This is a genomic window from Hyphomicrobium sp., from assembly GCF_041659645.1.
Lineage (GTDB): Bacteria > Pseudomonadota > Alphaproteobacteria > Rhizobiales > Hyphomicrobiaceae > Hyphomicrobium_B.
In genome coordinates this window covers 204,550-224,070 of the sequence record NZ_JBAZXX010000005.1, presented here as the reverse complement: position 1 = coordinate 224,070, position 19,521 = coordinate 204,550, and the positions used below count along the sequence as shown (strand labels likewise).

Genomic DNA, 19,521 nt, shown 5'->3' with positions numbered 1-19,521 from the left:
AAAAATCCCGATCACAGCGGGAAGACTGGCGCAGCCCTAATGAACAGGGAGATCGATTCGGGACCCCACAGGGCACCAAAACCTCGGGCGTGAGGCGCCGACGGCATTCGCGGATCTTTGAACTGTGGATTTAGCTCGATTTTCCCAGATCGGAGCGCGAAAACGTCGAAAACGGCGACGCCCCCTTGAACGGAGCAGCCGCGCTCTCCGCCGCCCGGTCGTAGCAGGCAAGACGATCCGAGTTTCCGGCAATGTGAGCGCAGAGAGCAGACCCGTCATTCCGCTTCTGAGGAAAGAACAATCCGAGCGAAAGACCGGAAGCCACGCACACGGCGATTATTGCCGTGAAAATCAACGCCGATTTCCCAACATCCTTGTCCGACAGACCGACGTTTTCCGTGACCGCCTTAGACGCGGCGAAACGCCGAACCTCGTCGAACTCTGTTCCCGTCCACCGCGCGCCGGCCTGACCAGCGAAATCGGTTTCTGTTCCTGCTTTGCCGGTGTCCTCAATCACGACCGACGCCTCCATCACGAGCCACGTCCTGAGATTAGGAAGCTCCCCATAGGGATTCTATGTGGCTCGGCACTGAATGATATAAGAAATGGGCCTCCCCTCGCGACGCGACTCGGGAAAGCCCAGGTACTTTTCTCAGAGCGGCATAATCTTGGAAGCCACGGAAAAGTTCACTCCGCGGGCATCACCTTCTCATCTCCAGAGAGAGTCGCCATCGTCTCGAAGACGCCGTCACGCCTGACAAATGCGTGGAACAGCGCCGCTGCGATATGCATCAAAACCAGAGCAAAGAATGCGAACGCGAGATAGTAATGGGCATTCCACAGGAGCGCATGAAGACTGTCACTCTGCGGCAGGATCGGTGGCAGCCGCCAGCCGCCAAACACCACAATCGGATACTCCGCTGCCGACATCATCGCCCAGCCGATCAGCGGCATGCCGATCATCAGCGCATAGAGAGCGTAATGCGAAAGCCGCGCAGCGATCTTCATCGGCTCGGGCAAATCCAAAGGCAACGGTGGCGCGCCGTGCCGCAACCTTACGACCAAGCGGATCAGCGCGAGCGCAAGAATGGCGATGCCAAGCGACTTATGAATTGAAACCAGCGACAAATATTTCGGCATGATGGTCGAGACCATCCCGACGCCGATGAATAACATCGCAATGATGCAGATCGCCATGAGCCAGTGCAGCAGACGCTGCAACGGATTGAAGCGTTGGTGGGCTTGGGTCATTGCTTGTCTCCCGGAGCTGTGTGCGGATAATCCTTGGCTTCAGCCGTCCGAAGATCATACGACTTCGCATACGCCGCAGACCGCGCCGCAGGAAATGGATCGTCCGAAGTCGTGATACCGGTCGGCAGAATGGTCGGATCGAAGTTGATGTCGCGGCACGGACCGTCCCGCTCCTGTTCTATTTTCTCGACGGTTAGCGTACCGGCCTCGATTTTTCGCCGATCGGCCGGCCATTCCTTGCTCGGATCGGCAGTCGGATCGTTCGGATCAGCCATGGTCAGCATAAGCTTCCAATGCTGCGGCGCCGACGCGACACGCTTGGTAATGTCCTCCTCGAGGAAATTCGGATCGCGCTTTTTGAGTTCGTCTTGCGAAACGGGAACGGCTTGCGCTTCCGGCAAGAGCGACCAGCGAACAGTGTGCTGAACGCCATCCTTGCCAGTCATGACGAAGCTATTGAGGCTGTTGTACGGCTCCTCGGCGTAACTGCCGGTCCACGGCGCGCTTCCCGCCCAGGCGGCGAAATTCCCGAATTCTGGATTGGCCGCGATGAACTTTTTCATCGCATCGGGTTCCTTGCTCTTCGAAACCTCCAGCAGACCGTAAAAGGCTTGCGGCGTCGAAACGGGAAAGAACGGCGCATTGATCATCGCGCTGCGCCAGACCTGTCCGTCGGGAGTTTTAAATTGCAGGCCAAGACCGCGCACGCGCACGGTCGCATCTTCTACATCCGGGTTTGGCGTACCGAGATTGAAGCGTCCGAGCACGGGATACTGACCTTGAGCGAAGACAGCAGCTTTTGAAACTTCGGCTCCCGCACCGTTCGACTCGAACATGCCGGTGAAGCAAATGCCCTTGGCGTGGTTGCGCCGGTGCCCGAGTGCCGGGCCGCCCGGCGGAGCGAACGCCGCGACCAACTTATCCGGGGTAAGACACTTCGGCGAAAACCATCCGGCCGTGTAGGCGAACGTGGCGGCGGAGGCACCTATGATGATGGCAATCAAAGCCAATGAGCCGTAGGGCGGCGCGCGGGGAGTGTCTGGCATAGAGAGACCTCGCTGTGACGTGAGAACCAGCTGCTTGGGATGAAAATATTCTTCATCCTGGAACAGGCATAGCCGTTTAGAGCGAATGTAATCTTTCGCCAATCGATCGGAAATTTCGAATTCGCACGATTTACCGATTTTAACGTGCGGAGCGCCCTGCCTTCGCGCCGTTTCCGAAATCGGGATGAGCGACCTTTACTCCGTCGCGGAAAGGAGCGCGGCAAACCTCGAAGTTCGCTATTTTTTGACCTGAAGGAGCGCCTCACGGATGCAGCCCTCGACGGACCCCACGGCTTCTTCAATATCGAAACGTGAGATCCCCTCGCGCCACGCGTCGTGGAGACACTTCGCTTCAAGCGCCGGAATATCTTCCGCACTCGCGACACGTCCCACGACATGCCAGCGCAGCCAATCCGTCAGAAACTTTGTCGTCTTCGTCGACATCGAAGTCCGGTCACGAACAGAGCTGAGATATTCGGCATCCGGGATCGCACCGCGGCGAGGCCACGAAGCATCTCCGCGCCGATCGTCGAGCGAGGAATAATTCGCGCTTACGCGCGCGTTCGAACCCGGACGGGACTTCGTGTGTTTCTTCGGCGTCGTGCAACGATCCATCCGCAACCTGCAAACCGTTGTGCCGTAACTATTTCAATTGCTGATCAAGACGGCGGCTGCGCTAATGGCTGATCATCCAAGGGCGGGCCGCCGGAAAGCTCTTCATCGCGGCCGGACCGTTCTCTGCGGCCTTCGACTTTTTCCCACCGGAGCAACATCCGCACCCCGGAGCGTGACTCGCTGATTTCCGTGGCTCGTGCGACGATCGCTCGTTGGTCTCTGCCGCCACACGCCGCGCGCGGCTCATTCCCGAAATCGCGGGCGCCGTCAGGATAACGCGCTCCGCTTCCGACCCGCAGCCAGGGCAATCATGCGGCAGCTCGAACTCAGCCATAGAGCGCAGCACCGCGAATGTTCCGCAACTCGGACAGTCATAATCATAAATCGGCATGGGCGGTTCCCCTAAACCTCGGTTGGCCGCATCGGCCAACCGAAAACGCGTGAACTTCGCAAATGTCTTACAGGTCGAGCGCAATCGGCATCTGGATCGAACCGTCGATGTATTTCGTCGGGCCGGCGGCAGACGGATTGATGTCGAATTCGAAAATCTTGGTCGGCAGCCACAGCGTCGCGCAGGCGTTGGGAATATCGACGACGCCGGAAATGTGCCCTTGCACCGGAGCAGTGCCGAGGATCGAATAGGCCTGGGCGCCCGAGTAGCCGAACTTCTTTAGATATTCGATGGCGTTGAGGCAGGCCTGCCGGTACGCAACATGCACATCGAGATAGTGCTGCTTGCCCTCTTCGTCGACAGAAATGCCTTCGAAGATGAGATAGTCGTCGTACTTCGGCGTAATCACCGACGGCTTGAAGATCGGATTCTTGATACCGTACTTCGACATGCCATCTTTGATGATGTCGACTTTGAGATGCAGCCAGCCGGCCATTTCGATGGCGCCGCAGAACGTGATCTCGCCGTCGCCCTGGCTGAAGTGAAGATCGCCCATCGAAAGACCGCCGCCCGGAACGTAGACGGGGAAGAAGACCTTCGAGCCTCGCGACAGATCCTTGATATCGCAGTTGCCGCCATGCTCGCGCGGCGGAACGGTGCGCACGGCTTCCGCCGCGGCCTTATCCTTTGCATCGCCCTTGAGGCGGCCCATGTGCGCGGTCGGCGCGAACGGCACGGTTCCGACTGGCGGCACGGCGTCCTTGTGCGCCTCGACGAATGGAATTTCGCGGTCGTTCCACGTCTTCAGCAGATTAGGGTCCGGCAAGCAGCCGATCAGGCCCGGATGGATGAGCCCCGGAAAGCGCACGCCCGGAATATGGCGCGACTTCGTGAACATGCCCTCAAACTCCCAGATCGACTTCTGTGCCGACGGATAATGTTCCGTCAGGAAACCGCCGCCGTTATTCTTCGAGAAAAAGCCGTTGAAGCCCCAATTGCTCTCGGGCTTTGCGCCGATATCGAGGATCTCGACCACGAGCAGATCGCCAGGCTCCGCGCCCTTGACGCCCACCGGCCCCGAAAGGAAGTGGACGATCGTGAGATCGATATCGCGAACGTCCGAAGCATCATCGTTGTTCTTGATGAAGCCGCCCGTCCAATCGTAGGTCTCGATAATGAAGTCGTCGCCGGGTTCGGTCCAGGCGACAATCGGAATGTCCGGATGCCAACGGTTATGGACCATATCGTTCTCATACGCGGACTTCGATAGGTCTACTTTTATGAGCGTTTCGGTCATTCCAACTGCCCCTTCTCGTTTCGGATACGGAATTCGAATTCAGACTGAGAGATATTTCGAAACCTTGGCTTCATCGATCGCGGCGCGCGGTTCGTCGTGGACGATTTCCCCATTCTCGACGACCAGAACTCGGTCGGCGACGTCGAGCGCGAAGCTCAACACCTGTTCCGACACGACGATCGAAAGTCCGCGCTCGTCGCGAACACGTCTCAATGTGCGTGCCATTTCGCGGATGATTGACGGCTGGATGCCTTCCGTCGGTTCGTCGAGCAGCAGAACCTTCGGCTTGGTTGCAAGCGCGCGCGCGATCGCGAGCTGCTGCTGCTGGCCGCCTGATAGATTGCCCCCACGCCTGTCCTTCATTTCCAGAAGAACTGGGAACAACTCGTAAATGTCCGTCGAAACGGCTTTGTCGCCGTGCGCGACAAGTCCCGTCTCGATGTTCTCCTTGACCGTCATGGTCGAAAAAATCATTCGCCCTTGCGGAACGTACGCAAGACCCTGAGCGACCCGATCATAACTTTTGAACTTGGTGATATCCGTGCCGTTCATCGTCACCGACCCCGACTTGGTCGGCAGAATGCCCATCAACGCCTTCATCAGCGTCGTCTTGCCCATACCGTTGCGGCCCATGATCGCGACGATCTCATTCTTCGCGACCGATAGGTTGAGCCCGTGCAGAACTTCGCTTTGGCCGTAGGCGACGTGAAAATCCGCGATATTCAGCATCCGTTCGCCCTCCTAGTGGCCGAGATAAACTTCGATGACCTTGGGGTCGTTCTTGACCGTTTCCATCGATCCTTCGGAGAGAATTTTGCCTTGGTGCAGAACGATCACCTTGTGCGCGATGTCCTCGACGAACTTCATGTCGTGCTCGATCACAAGAACCGAACGACCTTTGATGATCGTGTGCAGCAGTTCCGCGGTCTTCATGCGCTCGCTGACGCTCATGCCGGCCACCGGCTCGTCGAGCATCAAGAGTTCTGGATCCTGGATCAGCAACATGCCGATCTCGAGCCATTGCTTCTGGCCATGACTGAGCAGTTCCGCGCTCGTCTCAAGTTTGTCTTTAAGGAAGATCATCTCGGCGATTTCCTCGACACGCTCGCGAACGGCCGCGTCGCGCTTGAACGTCAGCGCGCCGAACACCGTCCGGCCTCGCGGATAGGAAATTTCGAGATTCTCGAACACCGTGAGGTCGTCATAGATCGATGGCGTTTGAAATTTGCGCCCGACGCCCGCTTGCACGATCGCGTTTTCCGTAAGCTTCGTAAGCTCCTTGCCGCGAAACTCGATTGAGCCTGAGGTGGCCTTCGTCTTCCCGCATATCAAATCGAGCACCGTGGTCTTGCCCGCCCCGTTCGGACCGATGATCACGCGGATTTCGTCCGGGTCGAGGTAAAACGACAAATCATTGACGGCCTTAAATCCGTCGAAGGACACCGTCAGTCCGCTGACGGCGAGGAGAAACTCTTTAGGTTGCGTACCGATCTCCATGTCGTTCTCCTATTCTGCCGGAGCGCCGTCGATGAGCACGCCGCGGACCGATACGGATTTGCTCTTCCGGCCCGCGAGGATGCGATCGACGTGAGGCTGTACGTAATCCCGCCACGCTCCGCCAAGCCCGTTCGGAAGCAACATGACGACCGCGATGAAAAGCGCACCGAAGGCGAGCTGCCAGAGTTCCGGGAATGATTCCGACAAGCTGGTCTTGGCATAGTTGACAAGCAGCGTTCCGTAGACCGCGCCGAAGATCGACAAGCGCCCGCCGACGGCGGCGTAGATCACCATCTCGATGGAGGGCACGATGCCGACGAACGACGGCGACATGAATCCGACTTCGAGCGTGAATAGGGCGCCGCCGATCGACGCGAACACGGCCGCGAGGCAGAAAGAGAAAATCTTGAAGTTCGCGACGCTATACCCGGAGAACCGAACCCGGTCCTCTTTTTCCCTCATCGCGACCATGATCCGGCCGAGCTTCGAGTGCTTCACGAACAGAGCGATGAGGATGCAGGCAAACAGGCACGCGACCTCGACGAAGTAGAGTACGACCTTGGAGTGGTCGGTGCGGATATCCCAACCCATCAGCGTGCGTAGATCGGTGATGCCGTTGATGCCGCCGGTATATCCTTGCTGACCGACGATCAAGATCGTCATGATCGCCGCGATCGCCTGAGTGATTATCGCGAAATACACGCCGCTGACTCGGCGCTTAAACATCGCCGCGCCGATGATGAAGGCGAAGATGGCGGGCACGAACAATACCGCGAGAATGGCAAAGGTCAGGCTATGGAAGGGCTGCCAGAGCAGCGGCAGCGACGTGATTTGATTCCAATCCATGAAGTCCGGGATGCCGGGCGTCGACTGGATCTTCGTGTTCTCGATACTCGATGCTTCGAGCTTGAGATACATCGCCATGCAGTAGCCGCCGAGGCCGAAAAAAACGCCCTGACCAAGGCTTAGAATGCCGCCGTATCCCCAGCACAACACCAGTCCGAGTGCGACGAAAGAATAGGTCAGATACTTGGCGACGAGGTTGAGCCGGAAGTTGTCGAGGCCCAGCGGCAGGATCACAACGAGAAGCAGTGCCAGAACCAGCAGACCCAAGAACTCGGCACGATTAAAAAAACGAGGATTGGAGTTCATTTATCGTATTCCCCGCGCGTGGTTGCTGAGCGATGAGACGGCGATCATTTGCGAACCTTGAGGGCAAACAGACCCTGCGGCCGCAGCATGAGAATTCCGACCACCGCAAGGAGCGTGATGACCTGCGCCATCGAGCCCGACAGGAAAAATTCGAGAGTTGAGCGTGTCTGCGAGATCGTAAAGGCCGATGCGATCGTCCCAAGCAGGCTGGCCGCGCCGCCAAACACGACGACGAGGAACGTATCGACGATATAGAGCTGGCCAGACGTCGGGCCTGTCGAGCCGATCATGGTGAAGGCGCTGCCGGCTACACCCGCAATTCCGCAGCCAAGTCCGAACGTATAGCGGTCGACCTTCTCGGTATTGATGCCGACGGCGCCGGCCATGACGCGGTTCTGCACGACGGCGCGAACCTGCCGTCCCCAACGGGAGAAGTAGAGGATATAGGCAACGGCAATCGTGATGAGCAACGTCAACGCCATCACGAACATGCCGTTGATCGGAATCTGAATGCTGTCGGTGGCCTGCCAGGAACCCATCATCCACTCGGGCAGCTCGACACCGACTTCACGCGCACCAAACACCGTGCGGTAAACCTGCTGCAGGATGAGGCTGAGCCCCCACGTCGCCAGCAATGTATCGAGCGGACGCTTATAGAGGTGTCGTATCAGCGCCCATTCGACCAGCATCCCCAGCGCACCGGTCACGATAAACGCCAGGATCATGGCTATGAAAAAGTAGATGCTGAAAAGCGCAGGTAGATGATCGTGGAAAAACGTCGACGTCAGCCAGGTCACGTAGGCGCCGAGGATCATGAACTCGCCATGCGCCATGTTGATAACGCCCATCTGGCCGAAGATAATGGCCAGTCCGAGCGCCATGAGCACAAAAACCGAAAACAGGATCAATCCCGCGAAGCCTTGCATCACGAAGATCGAACCGAGGTCGCTGAACGAGTAATCGCCGAACATTGCGCGCTCCGGAGTTGCCGACGTTGACGACTTCGCGCCGCGAAACTACGAGCGGCGCGAAGCACTCAGGCGATGCAGGCCATTGGGCCCGCCGGAAGGGCCTTACTGGTAGCCCTTCGGGAACGGATTGGGCTCGATGAGCTCAGGCGTCTCGTAGACGACTTCAAACTGACCATCGGTCTTCGCGAGGCCGATACGCGATCGGCTCCAAAGATGGTGGTTCGGGTGAATCTTGACGTAGCCTTCCGGAGCGCCCTTGAACTCGATCCCAGGCGAAGCCGCCGCGATCTTGTCGACATCAAACGACCCGGCCTTCTCGGCCGTCAGTTTCCACAGGTTCGGACCGAGATACGCCGCCTGGGTAACGTCGCCGATCACCGTCTTGTCGCCCCACATCTTGTGGAATGCCGCGACAAACGCTTCGTTGTTCGGGTTCTTGAGAGACTCGAAATACTTCATCGAAGCATAGGCGCCCGCAATGTTCTCGCCGCCGATGCCGTCGATCTCGTCTTCCGTAACTGAAATCGTTAGCAGCAACTGCTTGTCGAGGTTGATGCCGGCCGCCTTGAGCTGCTTATAGAAGGCGACGTTCGATCCGCCGACGACGTCCATGAAGATCACGTCGGGCTTCTTCAGCTTGATCTTGTTGATGACCGAGTTGAACTGCGTCGCGCCGAGCGGGAAGTACTCCTCGCCGACGACCTTGCAACCCTGCAGATGCCCTTCGATATGCTTGCGGGCAATCTTGTTCGACGTGCGCGGCCAGATATAATCCGAACCGATCATGAAGAAGGTCTTGGCGCCCTTGGTCTTGTGGATCCAATCGAGGCTGGCCAGAATCTGCTGGGTAGCCTCCTGGCCGGTGTAGATCACGTTCTTCGACTGCTCGAGACCTTCATAGAAGGTCGGGTAGTAGAGCATGCCGTTGTACTGCTCGAGAACCGGCAGCACTGCCTTGCGCGATGCCGACGTCCAGCAACCGAAGATCGCCGCGACGTGGTCGTTGACCAGAAGTTTTTTGGCTTTTTCGGCAAATGTCGGCCAATCGCTGGCGCCATCTTCCTGAATGATCTTGATCTTGCGGCCAAGAATGCCGCCGGCATCGTTGATCTGCTGGATCGCGAGCTTCTCCGCCTCGACCGACCCCGTCTCGCTGATCGCCATGGTGCCGGTAACCGAATGCAGGATGCCGACGGTCACTTCGGTATCCGTGACGGCTAGGCCTGTCGTATTGATCGCCGACGTCGCCGGCACGTCTGCGAATGCTGCGCGCGGCAGGAGCCCCGCAAACGGCGCCGCGGCCATACCCAACAGGAGGCCGCGCCGAAGCCGCGATTGAGGTCCTTCATCTTCCGTCGCCATCAAGATCCTCCGTTCGAACTGCCCACCCCGGACATCGTTCGAACATTGGAACCGCATTTTGCGGCGCAGCACATACGTCAGTTAACGTATATGGTGCGTCGCACCAGCTGCGTAGGGTCATACGCGCGCGATTTAATCCGGGCGCGCGAATCCGCGGAAGCACCGCAGGCCAACCTCATGATTGAAATCGTTTTAAATCGAACCGGGCAGAAGATAGGATAAGCCGCAGCCACAATTTTGCGACGCAATATGGTTACCAAAGGGGGAGGCAGTTTGAGTGAATGACTAACCGGCTCCGGATCGTTCCTGTTCGCCGCAGCTATAACCAGTGGGTCGCCAACGAAACGCTGGAAGATTACGCGCTTCGTTTCACCGCAAAGCGGGCTCGCCGGTGGACGGCTGCGCGCGTCGCCAACACTGCATTCGGAACCGTGTCCTTCCTTGCGCTGGAGGCGATAGGCGGCGCCATCACGATCAGCTACGGCTTTTCAAACGCCCTCGTTGCCGTGCTAGCCGTCTCGACGCTGATCTTCCTCACTGGACTGCCGATTGCCTACTACGCCGCCCGCGACGGCCTCGACATCGACCTGCTGACACGCGGTGCCGGCTTTGGATACATCGGCTCGACGATAACCTCGCTCATCTACGCGTCGTTCACGTTCATATTCTTCGCCATCGAAGCGGCCATCATGGCCCTGGCGCTAAGCGTATGCTTCGGCTTTCCCCTGTGGGTGGGCTATATCATCAGCGCCGTTGTCGTCATCCCAATCGTTACGCACGGCATTACCTGGATCAGCCGATTTCACCTCTGGACCCAACCCTTCTGGATCCTGCTGCAGCTTACTCCCCCGATCATCATCGTTTTGCAGCATCGCGAGAATTTCGATGCCTGGGTCGGCTTTCAAGGCAGTCTCGTTCCCGGCACCAGCTTCAACCTGCTTGGCGTCGGCGCCGCTGGATCTGTGGTCTTCGCCCTGATCGCCCAAATCGGTGAGCAGGTCGACATTCTGCGCTTCATGCCCCCGAAAGAGAAATCCGGCCGTTTGGCGTGGTGGACCGCGCTCCTGATTTCAGGTCCCGGCTGGATCGTTCCCGGCGCCATCAAAATCATGATCGGATCGTTTCTGGCGGTGTTGTGCCTGCGCAATGGCATTCCGTTGGCGCAGGCGGGCGAACCGATGCAAATGTATCAGGTGGCCTTCGGCTACGTGACGACATCGCCGCAAGTCGCTCTCGCCCTCGCCGGCACCTTTGTCGTGCTGTGCCAGATGAAGATCAACGTCACCAACGCCTATGCCGGATCGATCGCTTGGTCGAACTTCTTTTCGCGGCTGACGCATGCTCATCCCGGCCGCATCGTCTGGCTGTTTTTCAACGTCGCAATTGCACTCCTGCTGATGCAGGCCGGAATTTACAAAACCCTCGAACACACGTTGGGGCTCTATTCCGTGGTCGCCGTCGCGTGGCTCGGCGCCATCGTCGCCGATCTGTGCATCAATAAGCCGCTGGGCCTCAGCCCGAAGCGGATCGAGTTCAAGCGCGCCCACCTCTACGACATCAACCCGGTCGGGGTCGGCTCGATGCTGATCGCGACGATCGCCGCCATACTGTCCTACGGCGGAACTTTCGGCATCTATGCCCAATCGCTCGCGTCGCTCGTCGCGTTGGTCGTCGCCCTCATAACCGCGCCGATCATCGCGTATGCGACCAAAGGAAAATATTATCTCGCACGTAAGCCGAGGGCGGCATGGGATCAGAAGTCGTCGATCCGCTGCATCATCTGCGAACACGAGTTCGAGCCTGAAGACATGGCCCACTGCCCCGTCTACTCAGGCCCCATCTGCTCGCTCTGCTGTTCCATCGATGCCCGCTGTCGCGACGGCTGCAAACCACACGGCCGCTTCCAGGTGCAACTCGTCAACCTCCTGCGCGCCGCCCTGCCCCGACATCTGGTGACGGGCCTCAACTCGCGCACCGGCCATTTCTTCGGTGTCTTCACCCTCTTCTGCAGCATACTCGGCTTGGTCCTGCTTCTCGTCCATTACCTCGCAACGACCGCCGTTCCCCACGACGCGAGCGCAATTGCCGGCACCCTCTGGGCCACGTTCCTCATCCTCGCGATTATCGCCGGCGTCGCCAGTTGGCTGTTTGTGCTGGCACAGGAGAGCCGCAAGATCGCGCAGGACGAATCCGCGCGCCAAACGACACTGCTGACGCGCGAAATCGAAGCCCACAAACGCACCGACCGTGCGCTTCATAAGGCCAAGGAAGTGGCCGAAGCCGCAAACCTCGCGAAAAGCCGGTACGTCGTTGCCATCAACCATGAGCTTCGCACCCCGCTCAATGCCGTGCTCGGCTACGCCCAGCTTCTCGACGTCGACAATGCATTGCACGCCAAGGCCCACAAGGGTGTCCGCGTCATCCGCCGCAGCGCCGAGCACCTCTCCGGCTTGATCGACGGCCTGCTCGACATCTCGAAGGTCGAGGCGGGACGGCTCGAACTCTCTCTGAGCGAGGTCCGCATTCGCGAATTCCTTGATCAACTCGCGGATATGTTTCGCCTGCAGGCCAATTCCAAGGGGATTGAATTCGTCTTTGAAGGAGCGACATCGCTACCGCCCGTCGTCCGCACCGACGAAAAGCGTCTTCGGCAGGTCTTGATCAATCTCCTCTCGAATGCGGTCAAATTCACGGACACGGGCCGCGTCGCGCTTCGCGTCGCCTATCGCAGTCAGGTCGCGGAATTCGAAATCGAAGACACCGGCATCGGCATTATGCCCGGCGACATCGAACGCGTTTTCGAACCATTCGAGCGCGGCGAGATCATGCGCGCGAAACTGCTGCCCGGGATGGGCTTGGGTCTCACGATCACGAAATTGCTCGTCGAGATCATGGGCGGAGAAATTTCGGTGAAGAGCATTCCCGGTATGGGCAGTTCGTTCCGGATAAAGCTCATGCTGGCGCACGTCGCGGATGCGCGGCCACTTCCAAAGCTGCAAGAACGCATCGTCGGCTATCTCGGCAAGCGCAAGCTGATCTTGGTCGTCGACGACGACAGCGACCATCGCGAATTGATCCGCGAAGTGCTGGAGCCGATCGGATTTTCCGTCATCTCCGCGCCGGACGGCCCGTCTGCCCTCACCATTGCGGAAGAATGTGCGCCCGACCTTTTCATTCTCGACATCTCGATGCCAGGGATGCGCGGCTGGGACGTCGCCCGGCACCTACGCGAGACTGGCCACACCGCGCCGGTGCTGATGATGTCAGCCAACATCGGCGAACAGCCACTGATGATCAACGATCCACCCGATCACGACGGCGCGTTATCGAAACCCGTCGATATGCAAAAACTGCTCGGTCTCATTCGCAAATTGCTGAACCTCCGCGTCGTGACGTCGAACAACGCCCCGGAGTACACCGTCTCACCGTTGCCAATCCGCGACGCCACCCTGCCAGCCGCAAGACATATCGAGGAGCTCACGAGCCTTGGGGAAATCGGTTTCGTATCCGGCATCGAGTCCAAGCTTGACGATCTGGAGGCCGCCGGAGACGGCTCCAGCATCTTCATTGCCGCAGCGCGCGAACGCATCCGCGCCTTCGATCTCCGCGGTTTCATGGCGCTCCTCGAACGGCCGGTCGAGCCCGAGCACGCCGATGAGTGAGGCCGAGGCGAGAACGGTCGTACTGGTCGTTGACGATAGTCCCGACACTCTCGCAATGCTTACGGCCGCATTGGAGCAGATTGGCGCCCTCGTCCTAATTGCGACCGACGGTGAAAGCGCAATGACCACCGTCACACGGATAGTTCCGGATATCATTCTGCTCGACGCCGTCATGCCGAACATGGACGGCTTCGAAACCTGCAGGCGCATGAAAAGGCTACCGACGCTCGCGGACGTGCCGATCATTTTCATGACGGGCCTCAGGGACACCGACCGTATTGTCGAAGGCCTCGAAGCTGGCGGCGTCGACTACGTGACCAAGCCCGTCGTCATCGAAGAGCTCCTGGCTCGTATTCGCGTCCACATCGGCAATGCCAGGCTTTCGAGAAGCGCCCGCGCCGCGCTCGACACGACCGGCCGCTACCTCTTTGCAACGGACTCGTTGGGTCGCGTCTTGTGGTCCACGCCGCAGGCTAGCAAACTTCTCGCCACCGTCTTCGAAGACTTCGACGACCGGAACTTCACGTTTCCACCGGTCGTCGTGAAATGGCTCGCTGCCCGGACCGAGAGCGGCATAGACCAGCTCACCAGCACCCTGACCATTGGACCCGAGCAAAAAATGCTCAGCCTTTCATTTATCGGGCGCATGACCGGAGACGAGCGGCTCTTACGCGTCGCGGAAGAAAGTTCGTCGGGCGACGCGGGGTTCCTAAAGGAGAGATTGGGGCTGACGACGCGCGAAGCAGAAGTCTTGCTTTGGATAGCGCGCGGCAAATCCAACCGCGACATCGGCCAGATCCTCGGCATGAGTCCGCGCACCGTGAACAAACATCTTGAGCAGATCTACGTTAAGCTCGGCGTTGAAAATCGCGCGGCCGCAGCCGCAATCGCTGTCCGGCACCTGCCCTAAGAGCAATGAGAATGCCGCGCATAACGTTGAGCCCCAGCGTACCGCATTCAATCCCGCGGCTACTGCGCCGCGCTTTCGCCTGACTTGGCCTCGAGCGCATCGACGCCCATCACACGATATACGATCGTCGATATGGCCCAGCTTGCGATGAAGATGCCGACGACCGCAAATCCGAAGTTCGCCAGATTGTCGTTCAACGCGCTGACGAAAGCCCAGAAACCTTCCGTCAAGCCGAGCTTGTCGCCGATCAAGCCCAACGCTTCGATGCCGCCGATAAAGATCGCAACGACAACCGAAGCCGACGTGATCGTTAGATTGTACCAGAGCTTTCGGATCGGATTGACGAACGCCCAGCCATAAGCTCGCGTCATCAGCACGCTATCCAATGTATCCATCAGCGACATGCCGGCCGTAAACAGGGCCGGGAAAACCAGGATCGTCCAGAACGACATTCCCTGAGCTGCTTGTGCCGCCGATATCCCGAGAAGACCGATTTCCGTGGCGGTATCGAAACCGAGGCCGAACAGGAAGCCGACCGGATACATGTGCCACGACCGCGATACGACCTGAAACAGCGGTCGTAGAAAGCGCGAGAATACGCCGCTTCCAGCAAGCAAAGCATCGAGGTCTGCGTCCGCAATCTTTTCACCGCGCCTTGCCCGGCGAAAAGCCGCCCAGACATCCCTCAGAATGAAAAGATTGATGATGCCGATAACAAGAAGGAATACAGCCGACACCGTTGTTCCGATCACGCCGCCGATATCGTGAAACTGTTCAAGCGTTCCCTGCATGGCGGCGGCCGTCGCCGCAATAACGATCGACGCGACAATGACAATGCTCGAGTGCCCGAGCGAAAAGAAAAAACCGACCGAATAGGGCTGCTTGCCGTCTCGCATCAACTTTCGGACGACGTTATCGATGGCCGCAATATGGTCGGCGTCGAACGCATGCCGAAGCCCGAATACATAAGCCAGAATGGCCGTGCCCATCAGAGTGGGGCGGTCGGAAAAAGCAACGAATGCCCATGCCCAGGCGCCGATGTTCGCCGCAATCAGCAACGCGTACATCGTCACTGATTTCGCTTTGCCGTCGGTAGGTCGGTCGTCGAAAGGATTTGCAAGCATGTCACATCCCCACCGAAGCTGATGATTTTCCCGCATCGAGCCCGCCGGCGCGAATCAGGAACTGCACCACGTCTTCAGTACCCTTGCCATCCTTGATGTTCGTAAACACGTATGGACGTTCGCCGCGCATCCGCTTCGTATCCCGCTCCATGACGGCAAGGTTGGCTCCGACATAGGGCGCAAGATCAATTTTGTTGATGACGAGAAGATCGGACCGCGTGATGCCCGGTCCACCCTTGCGCGGGATTTTCTCGCCCTGCGCGACGTCGATGACATAGATCGTAATGTCGGCAAGTTCCGGAGAAAATGTCGCCGCCAGATTATCGCCTCCCGACTCGATCAGCACAAGATCGGCATTCGGAAACTTGCCGCGCATTTCCGCAATCGCCATCAGATTGAGCGAGCAATCCTCTCGTATCGCCGTGTGCGGACAACCGCCTGTCTCAACGCCCATGATACGCTCGGCAGGCAACGCGCCTGCGCGCGTCAGGATCAACGCGTCTTCCTTGGTGTAGATGTCGTTCGTGATTGCAATGATATCGAGAGTGGAGCGAAAGCGCTTGCACAGTGCTTCCATCAACGCCGTCTTTCCAGCTCCGACCGGGCCGCCAATCCCGACGCGCAGAGGACCGTGATCCGAATTCGTCATGAGCGAAAAAGCCTTGAATATTGCGTTTCGTGCCGAAGCGAAGCGATGTCCGATTGAAACGCCGCGCCGCCGATATCGTCGAGAGTAGCAGCTTCTGTCGACAGGGCCAGTCTTCCAACCCCAGGAAGAAGCGCGGCGATCGCGCGCTGCCCATCGGTGTGCCCGATGACGCTTAAGCGGATAATCGCCGACACGAGATTCTGCACCTGAGCCAGTACGTACGATCGCAGCATATCTCTCGATGAGACGCCATGCGCGGCGCACGTCAATCCGACTGCAACGGGATACGCAACGTCGCCTTGCAACGCATCCACTCCCCAATCGAACGTCGGTTCGCGCCACGCTTGCCGAATGATCGCGACAAACGCATTGCCTTGTGCGGTCGTCTCCAAATGCCGTTCCCTCGACCCCGCCGTGGCGAGTGCCAATGCATTAACCTCGCGAAGACCATGCGCATCGCGTGACGTCGTCGCACGCCACGCGTAGATCGCGAAGATCGCATCGTTACGCGGCGCGCCATGCTCCAAAAGAGCGTCGAGCCAAGAGATCACTGTCGCAACGTCGTGAACGTGCCCGGCATGGACGGCCCATTCCAGCCCATGGCTAAACGCGAAACTCCCAACCGGAAACGCTGGCGACAGCCAGATCAACAGCCGCGCCGCCGCATCCGCCGAGCGCACCTCAGCTTCTTCCGGATTGGCTTCGCCCCGCACGCTAGCCGAAATCGAACGGCCAAGCCGCTCGTCCTTCACATCTTCCGATTCATCATCCATGATCGTGATCTTGTTCGTCATCGTGGTGATGATGGCGGCCGGCGCCAGCGTAAGCCCCGTCCTCCGGATCGAATGGCGCATCGATCAACTTGACGGACGCCCCCAGCAGCCGAACCATGTCCTCGATGACGTGATCGCGACGGATCAGAATACGACCCGGCAATAGCATGACCGGCAGATGGCGATTGCCAAGATGCCACGCGATCCGCACGAGATCTGCATCCGTCGGCGCGTTAATTTCCGCAAGCGGCTCCTTTGCGGCGACAACACGGACCCGCCTCCCGTCCTCCAGTAGCAGCGTATCGCCCTGCTTGATCCGGCGTGCGCGCGGCAAGTCGAGAAGGAATTCAAGACCGCCCGCGCCCGTCATGGCGAGGCGCCGCCGATGCCGGTTATCGAAATCGAGGGTAACCTCGTCGTCGATCAATCCGTGACGCGCACCCCGCGGCTCACATACTGTTGCTCGAAGCATCCGTCGCCTCAGAAAAGAAAATATCGCTGCGCCATCGGCAGTTCTTTGGCCGGCTCGCAGACAAGAAGCTCGCCCTCCGCCGTCACCCGATAAGTTTCGCTGTCGATCTCGATATGCGGCGTCGCGCCGTTGTGAATCATACTTGCCTTCGATATCCCGCCGCGCACATTTTCAACCGCTACCATCTTCTTCTCGACCTTGAGCCGATCCCCTAATCCTTTGTCGAGAGACGTCTGCGAAACGAAGATCAGCGAGCTTTGCGTCAACGACTTTCCGAATGCCGCGAACATCGGACGGTAATGAACCGGCTGCGGCGTCGGGATCGAAGCATTCGGATCACCCATGGCCGCCAGTGCAATCGATCCGGCCTTCAGGACGAGATCGGGCTTCACGCCGAAGAACGCGGGCGACCAGACCACGAGATCCGCGAGCTTCCCGACTTCCACCGAGCCGATGTGCCGCGAGACGCCATGCGCGATTGCCGGATTGATGGTGTACTTCGCGATATAGCGCTTCGCCCGTTGATTATCGTTATCGCCATCGCCCGGAAGCGAACCACGCTGCTTCTTCATCTTGTCGGCCGTTTGCCACGTGCGAATGATCACCTCGCCGATACGGCCCATGGCCTGACTGTCTGACGACATCATCGAGAGCGCGCCGAGATCGTGGAGAATATCCTCGGCTGCAATCGTCTCCTTGCGAATGCGGCTTTCCGCGAACGCCAGATCTTCCGGGATCGATGAATCGAGATGATGGCAGACCATCAGCATGTCGAGGTGTTCGTCGAGCGTATTCACAGTGAACGGCTTCGTCGGGTTGGTCGACGACGGCAAGACATTAGAAAAACCGGCGATCTTCATGATGTCCGGCGCGTGTCCGCCACCCGCACCCTCGGTATGGAATGCGTGGATCGTGCGGCCCTTGAACGCCGCAATCGTATCCTCGACGAACCCGCTTTCGTTCAGCGTATCCGAATGGATCATCACCTGAACATCGTGCTGATCGGCAACGGATAAGCAGCAGTCGATCGCGGCGGGCGTCGTCCCCCAGTCTTCATGTAGCTTCAGCGCGCAAGCTCCGGCTTCGACTTGCTCCACCAATGCTGTCGGCAACGACGCATTGCCTTTACCCGCGAAGCCGAGGTTCATCGGAAATGCGTCGGCCGCTTCGATCATGCGCTGGAGATGCCAAGGCCCCGGCGTACACGTCGTCGCGTTCGTGCCGGTCGCCGGCCCGGTGCCGCCGCCGAGCATCGACGTGATGCCTGCGGCTAGAGCTTCGTCGATCTGTTGCGGGCAAATGAAATGAATGTGCGTATCGAACGCACCCGCCGTAACGATCTTGCCTTCGCCTGCGATGACCTCCGTGCCCGGCCCGACGATGATCGTCACGCCCGGCTGCACATCGGGATTGCCCGCTTTGCCGATCCCCGCGATCAGGCCGTCTTTCAATCCGATATCGGCTTTGACGATGCCCCAGTGATCGACGATCAAGGCGTTTGTGATGACGGTATCGACGGCGCCATCCGCACGCGACACCTGCGATTGGCCCATGCCATCGCGAATAACCTTGCCGCCGCCGAACTTCACCTCTTCGCCATAGATCGTGAAATCCTTCTCGACCTCGACGATGAGCGACGTGTCGGCCAAGCGAACCTTGTCGCCAGTCGTCGGGCCGAACATGTCGGCGTAAGCGGCGCGAGAAATCCGGCTGGCCATCAGAGTTTTCCCATCACGTCTTGGCGGAATCCATAAACAGTGCGGCTGCCCGAATACGGTACCAGCGTCACGTCCCGCGTCTGGCCCGGCTCGAACCGCACCGCCGTTCCCGCTGCAATATCGAGACGCATGCCGCGCGCCTTCTCGCGTTCGAATTCGAGCGCCGGATTGGTTTCGAAAAAGTGGTAGTGGCTACCCACTTGGATCGGACGGTCACCCGTGTTCGCAACTTTGAGCGTCACCGTCGGCGCACCTGCATTGAGTTCGATGTCGCCATCCGGTGTGATGAATTCGCCCGCCACCACCGTCGGCGTCCGGCTGACGCCCCTGATCGGCTCATGAACCGTGACGAGCTTAGTGCCGTCGGGAAATGTTGCTTCGACCTGCACGTCGTGAATCATTCCGGCGATGCCGTCCATCACTTGATCGGGCGAAAGCACGCGCGCACCAAGTTGCATCAACTCGGCGACGGACTTCCCATCTCGTGCGCCCTCGACGACGGCATCGGTGATGAGAGCGATGGCCTCCGGGTAGTTGAGCTTGACGCCGCGCTCCAGCCGCCGTCTCGCGACATTCGCGGCCATCGCAATGAACAGTTTATCTTTCTCGCGAGGCGTTAGCAGCATCTCGA

At 59.0% G+C, this 19,521-nt stretch carries 19 protein-coding genes; 2 read left to right on the top strand and 17 right to left on the bottom strand.

Features of this window, described 5'->3' with window-relative positions:
- Positions 1-130 precede the first annotated feature (130 nt).
- The 11 genes from WC811_RS18995 to urtA all read right to left on the bottom strand — a co-directional run bounded on the left by WC811_RS18995 (position 131) and on the right by urtA (position 9,582).
- Positions 131-517: a hypothetical protein gene (locus WC811_RS18995; RefSeq protein ID WP_372646994.1), complete on the bottom strand. Its 387-nt coding sequence runs from the start codon at positions 515-517 to the stop codon at positions 131-133.
- 170 nt (positions 518-687) lie between these two features.
- On the bottom strand, positions 688-1,251 hold the full coding sequence (locus WC811_RS18990) for a cytochrome b (RefSeq protein WP_372646992.1): 564 nt from the start codon (positions 1,249-1,251) through the stop codon (positions 688-690).
- A complete protein-coding gene (locus WC811_RS18985; RefSeq protein WP_372646991.1) occupies positions 1,248-2,297 on the bottom strand; it encodes a catalase family peroxidase in 1,050 nt (349 codons plus the stop codon). The genes WC811_RS18990 and WC811_RS18985 overlap by 4 nt, the downstream gene beginning before the upstream one ends.
- A gap of 237 nt (positions 2,298-2,534) precedes the next feature.
- Positions 2,535-2,912 carry a hypothetical protein gene (locus WC811_RS18980; protein WP_372646990.1) on the bottom strand — a complete coding sequence of 126 codons (378 nt, stop codon included), beginning with the start codon at positions 2,910-2,912 and terminating at the stop codon, positions 2,535-2,537.
- A gap of 61 nt (positions 2,913-2,973) precedes the next feature.
- Positions 2,974-3,303, bottom strand: a complete 330-nt coding sequence (locus tag WC811_RS18975; RefSeq protein ID WP_372646989.1) for an FmdB family zinc ribbon protein — start codon at positions 3,301-3,303, stop codon at positions 2,974-2,976.
- A gap of 67 nt (positions 3,304-3,370) precedes the next feature.
- Positions 3,371-4,600, bottom strand: a complete 1,230-nt coding sequence (gene fmdA, locus WC811_RS18970) for a formamidase (protein ID WP_372646987.1) — start codon at positions 4,598-4,600, stop codon at positions 3,371-3,373.
- Positions 4,601-4,639: 39 nt separating this feature from the next.
- Complete coding sequence (gene urtE / locus WC811_RS18965; RefSeq protein ID WP_372646985.1) at positions 4,640-5,329, bottom strand: urea ABC transporter ATP-binding subunit UrtE; 690 nt, start codon at positions 5,327-5,329, stop codon at positions 4,640-4,642.
- Between the two features lie 12 nt (positions 5,330-5,341).
- Positions 5,342-6,097, bottom strand: a complete 756-nt coding sequence (urtD, locus tag WC811_RS18960; RefSeq protein WP_372646984.1) for an urea ABC transporter ATP-binding protein UrtD — start codon at positions 6,095-6,097, stop codon at positions 5,342-5,344.
- Positions 6,098-6,106: 9 nt separating this feature from the next.
- The gene (gene urtC, locus WC811_RS18955; RefSeq protein ID WP_372646983.1) at positions 6,107-7,249 is read right to left on the bottom strand and encodes an urea ABC transporter permease subunit UrtC; all 1,143 of its coding nucleotides are present in this window, start codon (positions 7,247-7,249) and stop codon (positions 6,107-6,109) included.
- Positions 7,250-7,293: 44 nt separating this feature from the next.
- The gene (urtB, locus tag WC811_RS18950) at positions 7,294-8,220 is read right to left on the bottom strand and encodes an urea ABC transporter permease subunit UrtB (RefSeq protein ID WP_372646982.1); all 927 of its coding nucleotides are present in this window, start codon (positions 8,218-8,220) and stop codon (positions 7,294-7,296) included.
- 102 nt (positions 8,221-8,322) lie between these two features.
- Entirely contained in the window at positions 8,323-9,582 is a 1,260-nt protein-coding gene (gene urtA / locus WC811_RS18945) for an urea ABC transporter substrate-binding protein (RefSeq protein WP_372646981.1), read from the bottom strand.
- Positions 9,583-9,863: 281 nt separating this feature from the next.
- On the opposite strand from urtA, the gene WC811_RS18940 reads away from it, so the two are divergent.
- Positions 9,864-13,244: an ATP-binding protein gene (locus WC811_RS18940; protein WP_372646980.1), complete on the top strand. Its 3,381-nt coding sequence runs from the start codon at positions 9,864-9,866 to the stop codon at positions 13,242-13,244.
- A complete protein-coding gene (locus WC811_RS18935) occupies positions 13,237-14,154 on the top strand; it encodes a response regulator (protein ID WP_372646978.1) in 918 nt (305 codons plus the stop codon). The genes WC811_RS18940 and WC811_RS18935 overlap by 8 nt, the downstream gene beginning before the upstream one ends.
- A gap of 59 nt (positions 14,155-14,213) precedes the next feature.
- On the opposite strand, the gene WC811_RS18930 is transcribed toward WC811_RS18935, so the two are convergent.
- From WC811_RS18930 to WC811_RS18905, 6 genes are read right to left on the bottom strand one after another with little or no spacing between them, the layout of a single operon-like run.
- Positions 14,214-15,278 (bottom strand): HoxN/HupN/NixA family nickel/cobalt transporter, encoded by a 1,065-nt coding sequence (locus WC811_RS18930; RefSeq protein ID WP_372646976.1) that lies wholly within the window; start codon positions 15,276-15,278, stop codon positions 14,214-14,216.
- Position 15,279: 1 nt separating this feature from the next.
- On the bottom strand, positions 15,280-15,927 hold the full coding sequence (gene ureG / locus WC811_RS18925; protein ID WP_372646975.1) for an urease accessory protein UreG: 648 nt from the start codon (positions 15,925-15,927) through the stop codon (positions 15,280-15,282).
- Entirely contained in the window at positions 15,924-16,781 is an 858-nt protein-coding gene (locus WC811_RS18920) for an urease accessory protein UreF (protein WP_372646974.1), read from the bottom strand. Before WC811_RS18920 ends, ureG begins: the two co-directional genes overlap by 4 nt.
- Positions 16,693-17,172, bottom strand: a complete 480-nt coding sequence (gene ureE / locus WC811_RS18915; RefSeq protein ID WP_372646973.1) for an urease accessory protein UreE — start codon at positions 17,170-17,172, stop codon at positions 16,693-16,695. Before ureE ends, WC811_RS18920 begins: the two co-directional genes overlap by 89 nt.
- Before the next feature lie 8 nt (positions 17,173-17,180).
- Positions 17,181-18,890, bottom strand: a complete 1,710-nt coding sequence (gene ureC / locus WC811_RS18910; RefSeq protein WP_372646972.1) for an urease subunit alpha — start codon at positions 18,888-18,890, stop codon at positions 17,181-17,183.
- The gene (locus tag WC811_RS18905; protein WP_372646971.1) at positions 18,890-19,516 is read right to left on the bottom strand and encodes an urease subunit gamma; all 627 of its coding nucleotides are present in this window, start codon (positions 19,514-19,516) and stop codon (positions 18,890-18,892) included. Before WC811_RS18905 ends, ureC begins: the two co-directional genes overlap by 1 nt.
- Positions 19,517-19,521 lie beyond the last annotated feature (5 nt).

Bases quoted from the DNA above. Each gene is read 5' to 3' on its own strand.
- ureC (WP_372646972.1), bottom strand. From the start codon at position 18,890: ATGGCCAGCCGGATTTCTCGCGCCGCTTACGCCGACATGTTCGGCCCG.
- WC811_RS18980 (WP_372646990.1), bottom strand. From the start codon at position 2,912: ATGGATCGTTGCACGACGCCGAAGAAACACACGAAGTCCCGTCCGGGT.
- WC811_RS18940 (WP_372646980.1), top strand. From the start codon at position 9,864: ATGACTAACCGGCTCCGGATCGTTCCTGTTCGCCGCAGCTATAACCAG.
- ureG (WP_372646975.1), bottom strand. From the start codon at position 15,927: ATGACGAATTCGGATCACGGTCCTCTGCGCGTCGGGATTGGCGGCCCG.
- WC811_RS18990 (WP_372646992.1), bottom strand. From the start codon at position 1,251: ATGACCCAAGCCCACCAACGCTTCAATCCGTTGCAGCGTCTGCTGCAC.
- urtE (WP_372646985.1), bottom strand. From the start codon at position 5,329: ATGCTGAATATCGCGGATTTTCACGTCGCCTACGGCCAAAGCGAAGTT.
- WC811_RS18935 (WP_372646978.1), top strand. From the start codon at position 13,237: ATGAGTGAGGCCGAGGCGAGAACGGTCGTACTGGTCGTTGACGATAGT.
- urtC (WP_372646983.1), bottom strand. From the start codon at position 7,249: ATGAACTCCAATCCTCGTTTTTTTAATCGTGCCGAGTTCTTGGGTCTG.
- ureE (WP_372646973.1), bottom strand. From the start codon at position 17,172: ATGCTTCGAGCAACAGTATGTGAGCCGCGGGGTGCGCGTCACGGATTG.
- WC811_RS18920 (WP_372646974.1), bottom strand. From the start codon at position 16,781: ATGCGCCATTCGATCCGGAGGACGGGGCTTACGCTGGCGCCGGCCGCC.
- urtA (WP_372646981.1), bottom strand. From the start codon at position 9,582: ATGGCGACGGAAGATGAAGGACCTCAATCGCGGCTTCGGCGCGGCCTC.
- urtB (WP_372646982.1), bottom strand. From the start codon at position 8,220: ATGTTCGGCGATTACTCGTTCAGCGACCTCGGTTCGATCTTCGTGATG.
- fmdA (WP_372646987.1), bottom strand. From the start codon at position 4,600: ATGACCGAAACGCTCATAAAAGTAGACCTATCGAAGTCCGCGTATGAG.
- urtD (WP_372646984.1), bottom strand. From the start codon at position 6,097: ATGGAGATCGGTACGCAACCTAAAGAGTTTCTCCTCGCCGTCAGCGGA.
- WC811_RS18975 (WP_372646989.1), bottom strand. From the start codon at position 3,303: ATGCCGATTTATGATTATGACTGTCCGAGTTGCGGAACATTCGCGGTG.
- WC811_RS18930 (WP_372646976.1), bottom strand. From the start codon at position 15,278: ATGCTTGCAAATCCTTTCGACGACCGACCTACCGACGGCAAAGCGAAA.
- WC811_RS18985 (WP_372646991.1), bottom strand. From the start codon at position 2,297: ATGCCAGACACTCCCCGCGCGCCGCCCTACGGCTCATTGGCTTTGATT.
- WC811_RS18905 (WP_372646971.1), bottom strand. From the start codon at position 19,516: ATGCTGCTAACGCCTCGCGAGAAAGATAAACTGTTCATTGCGATGGCC.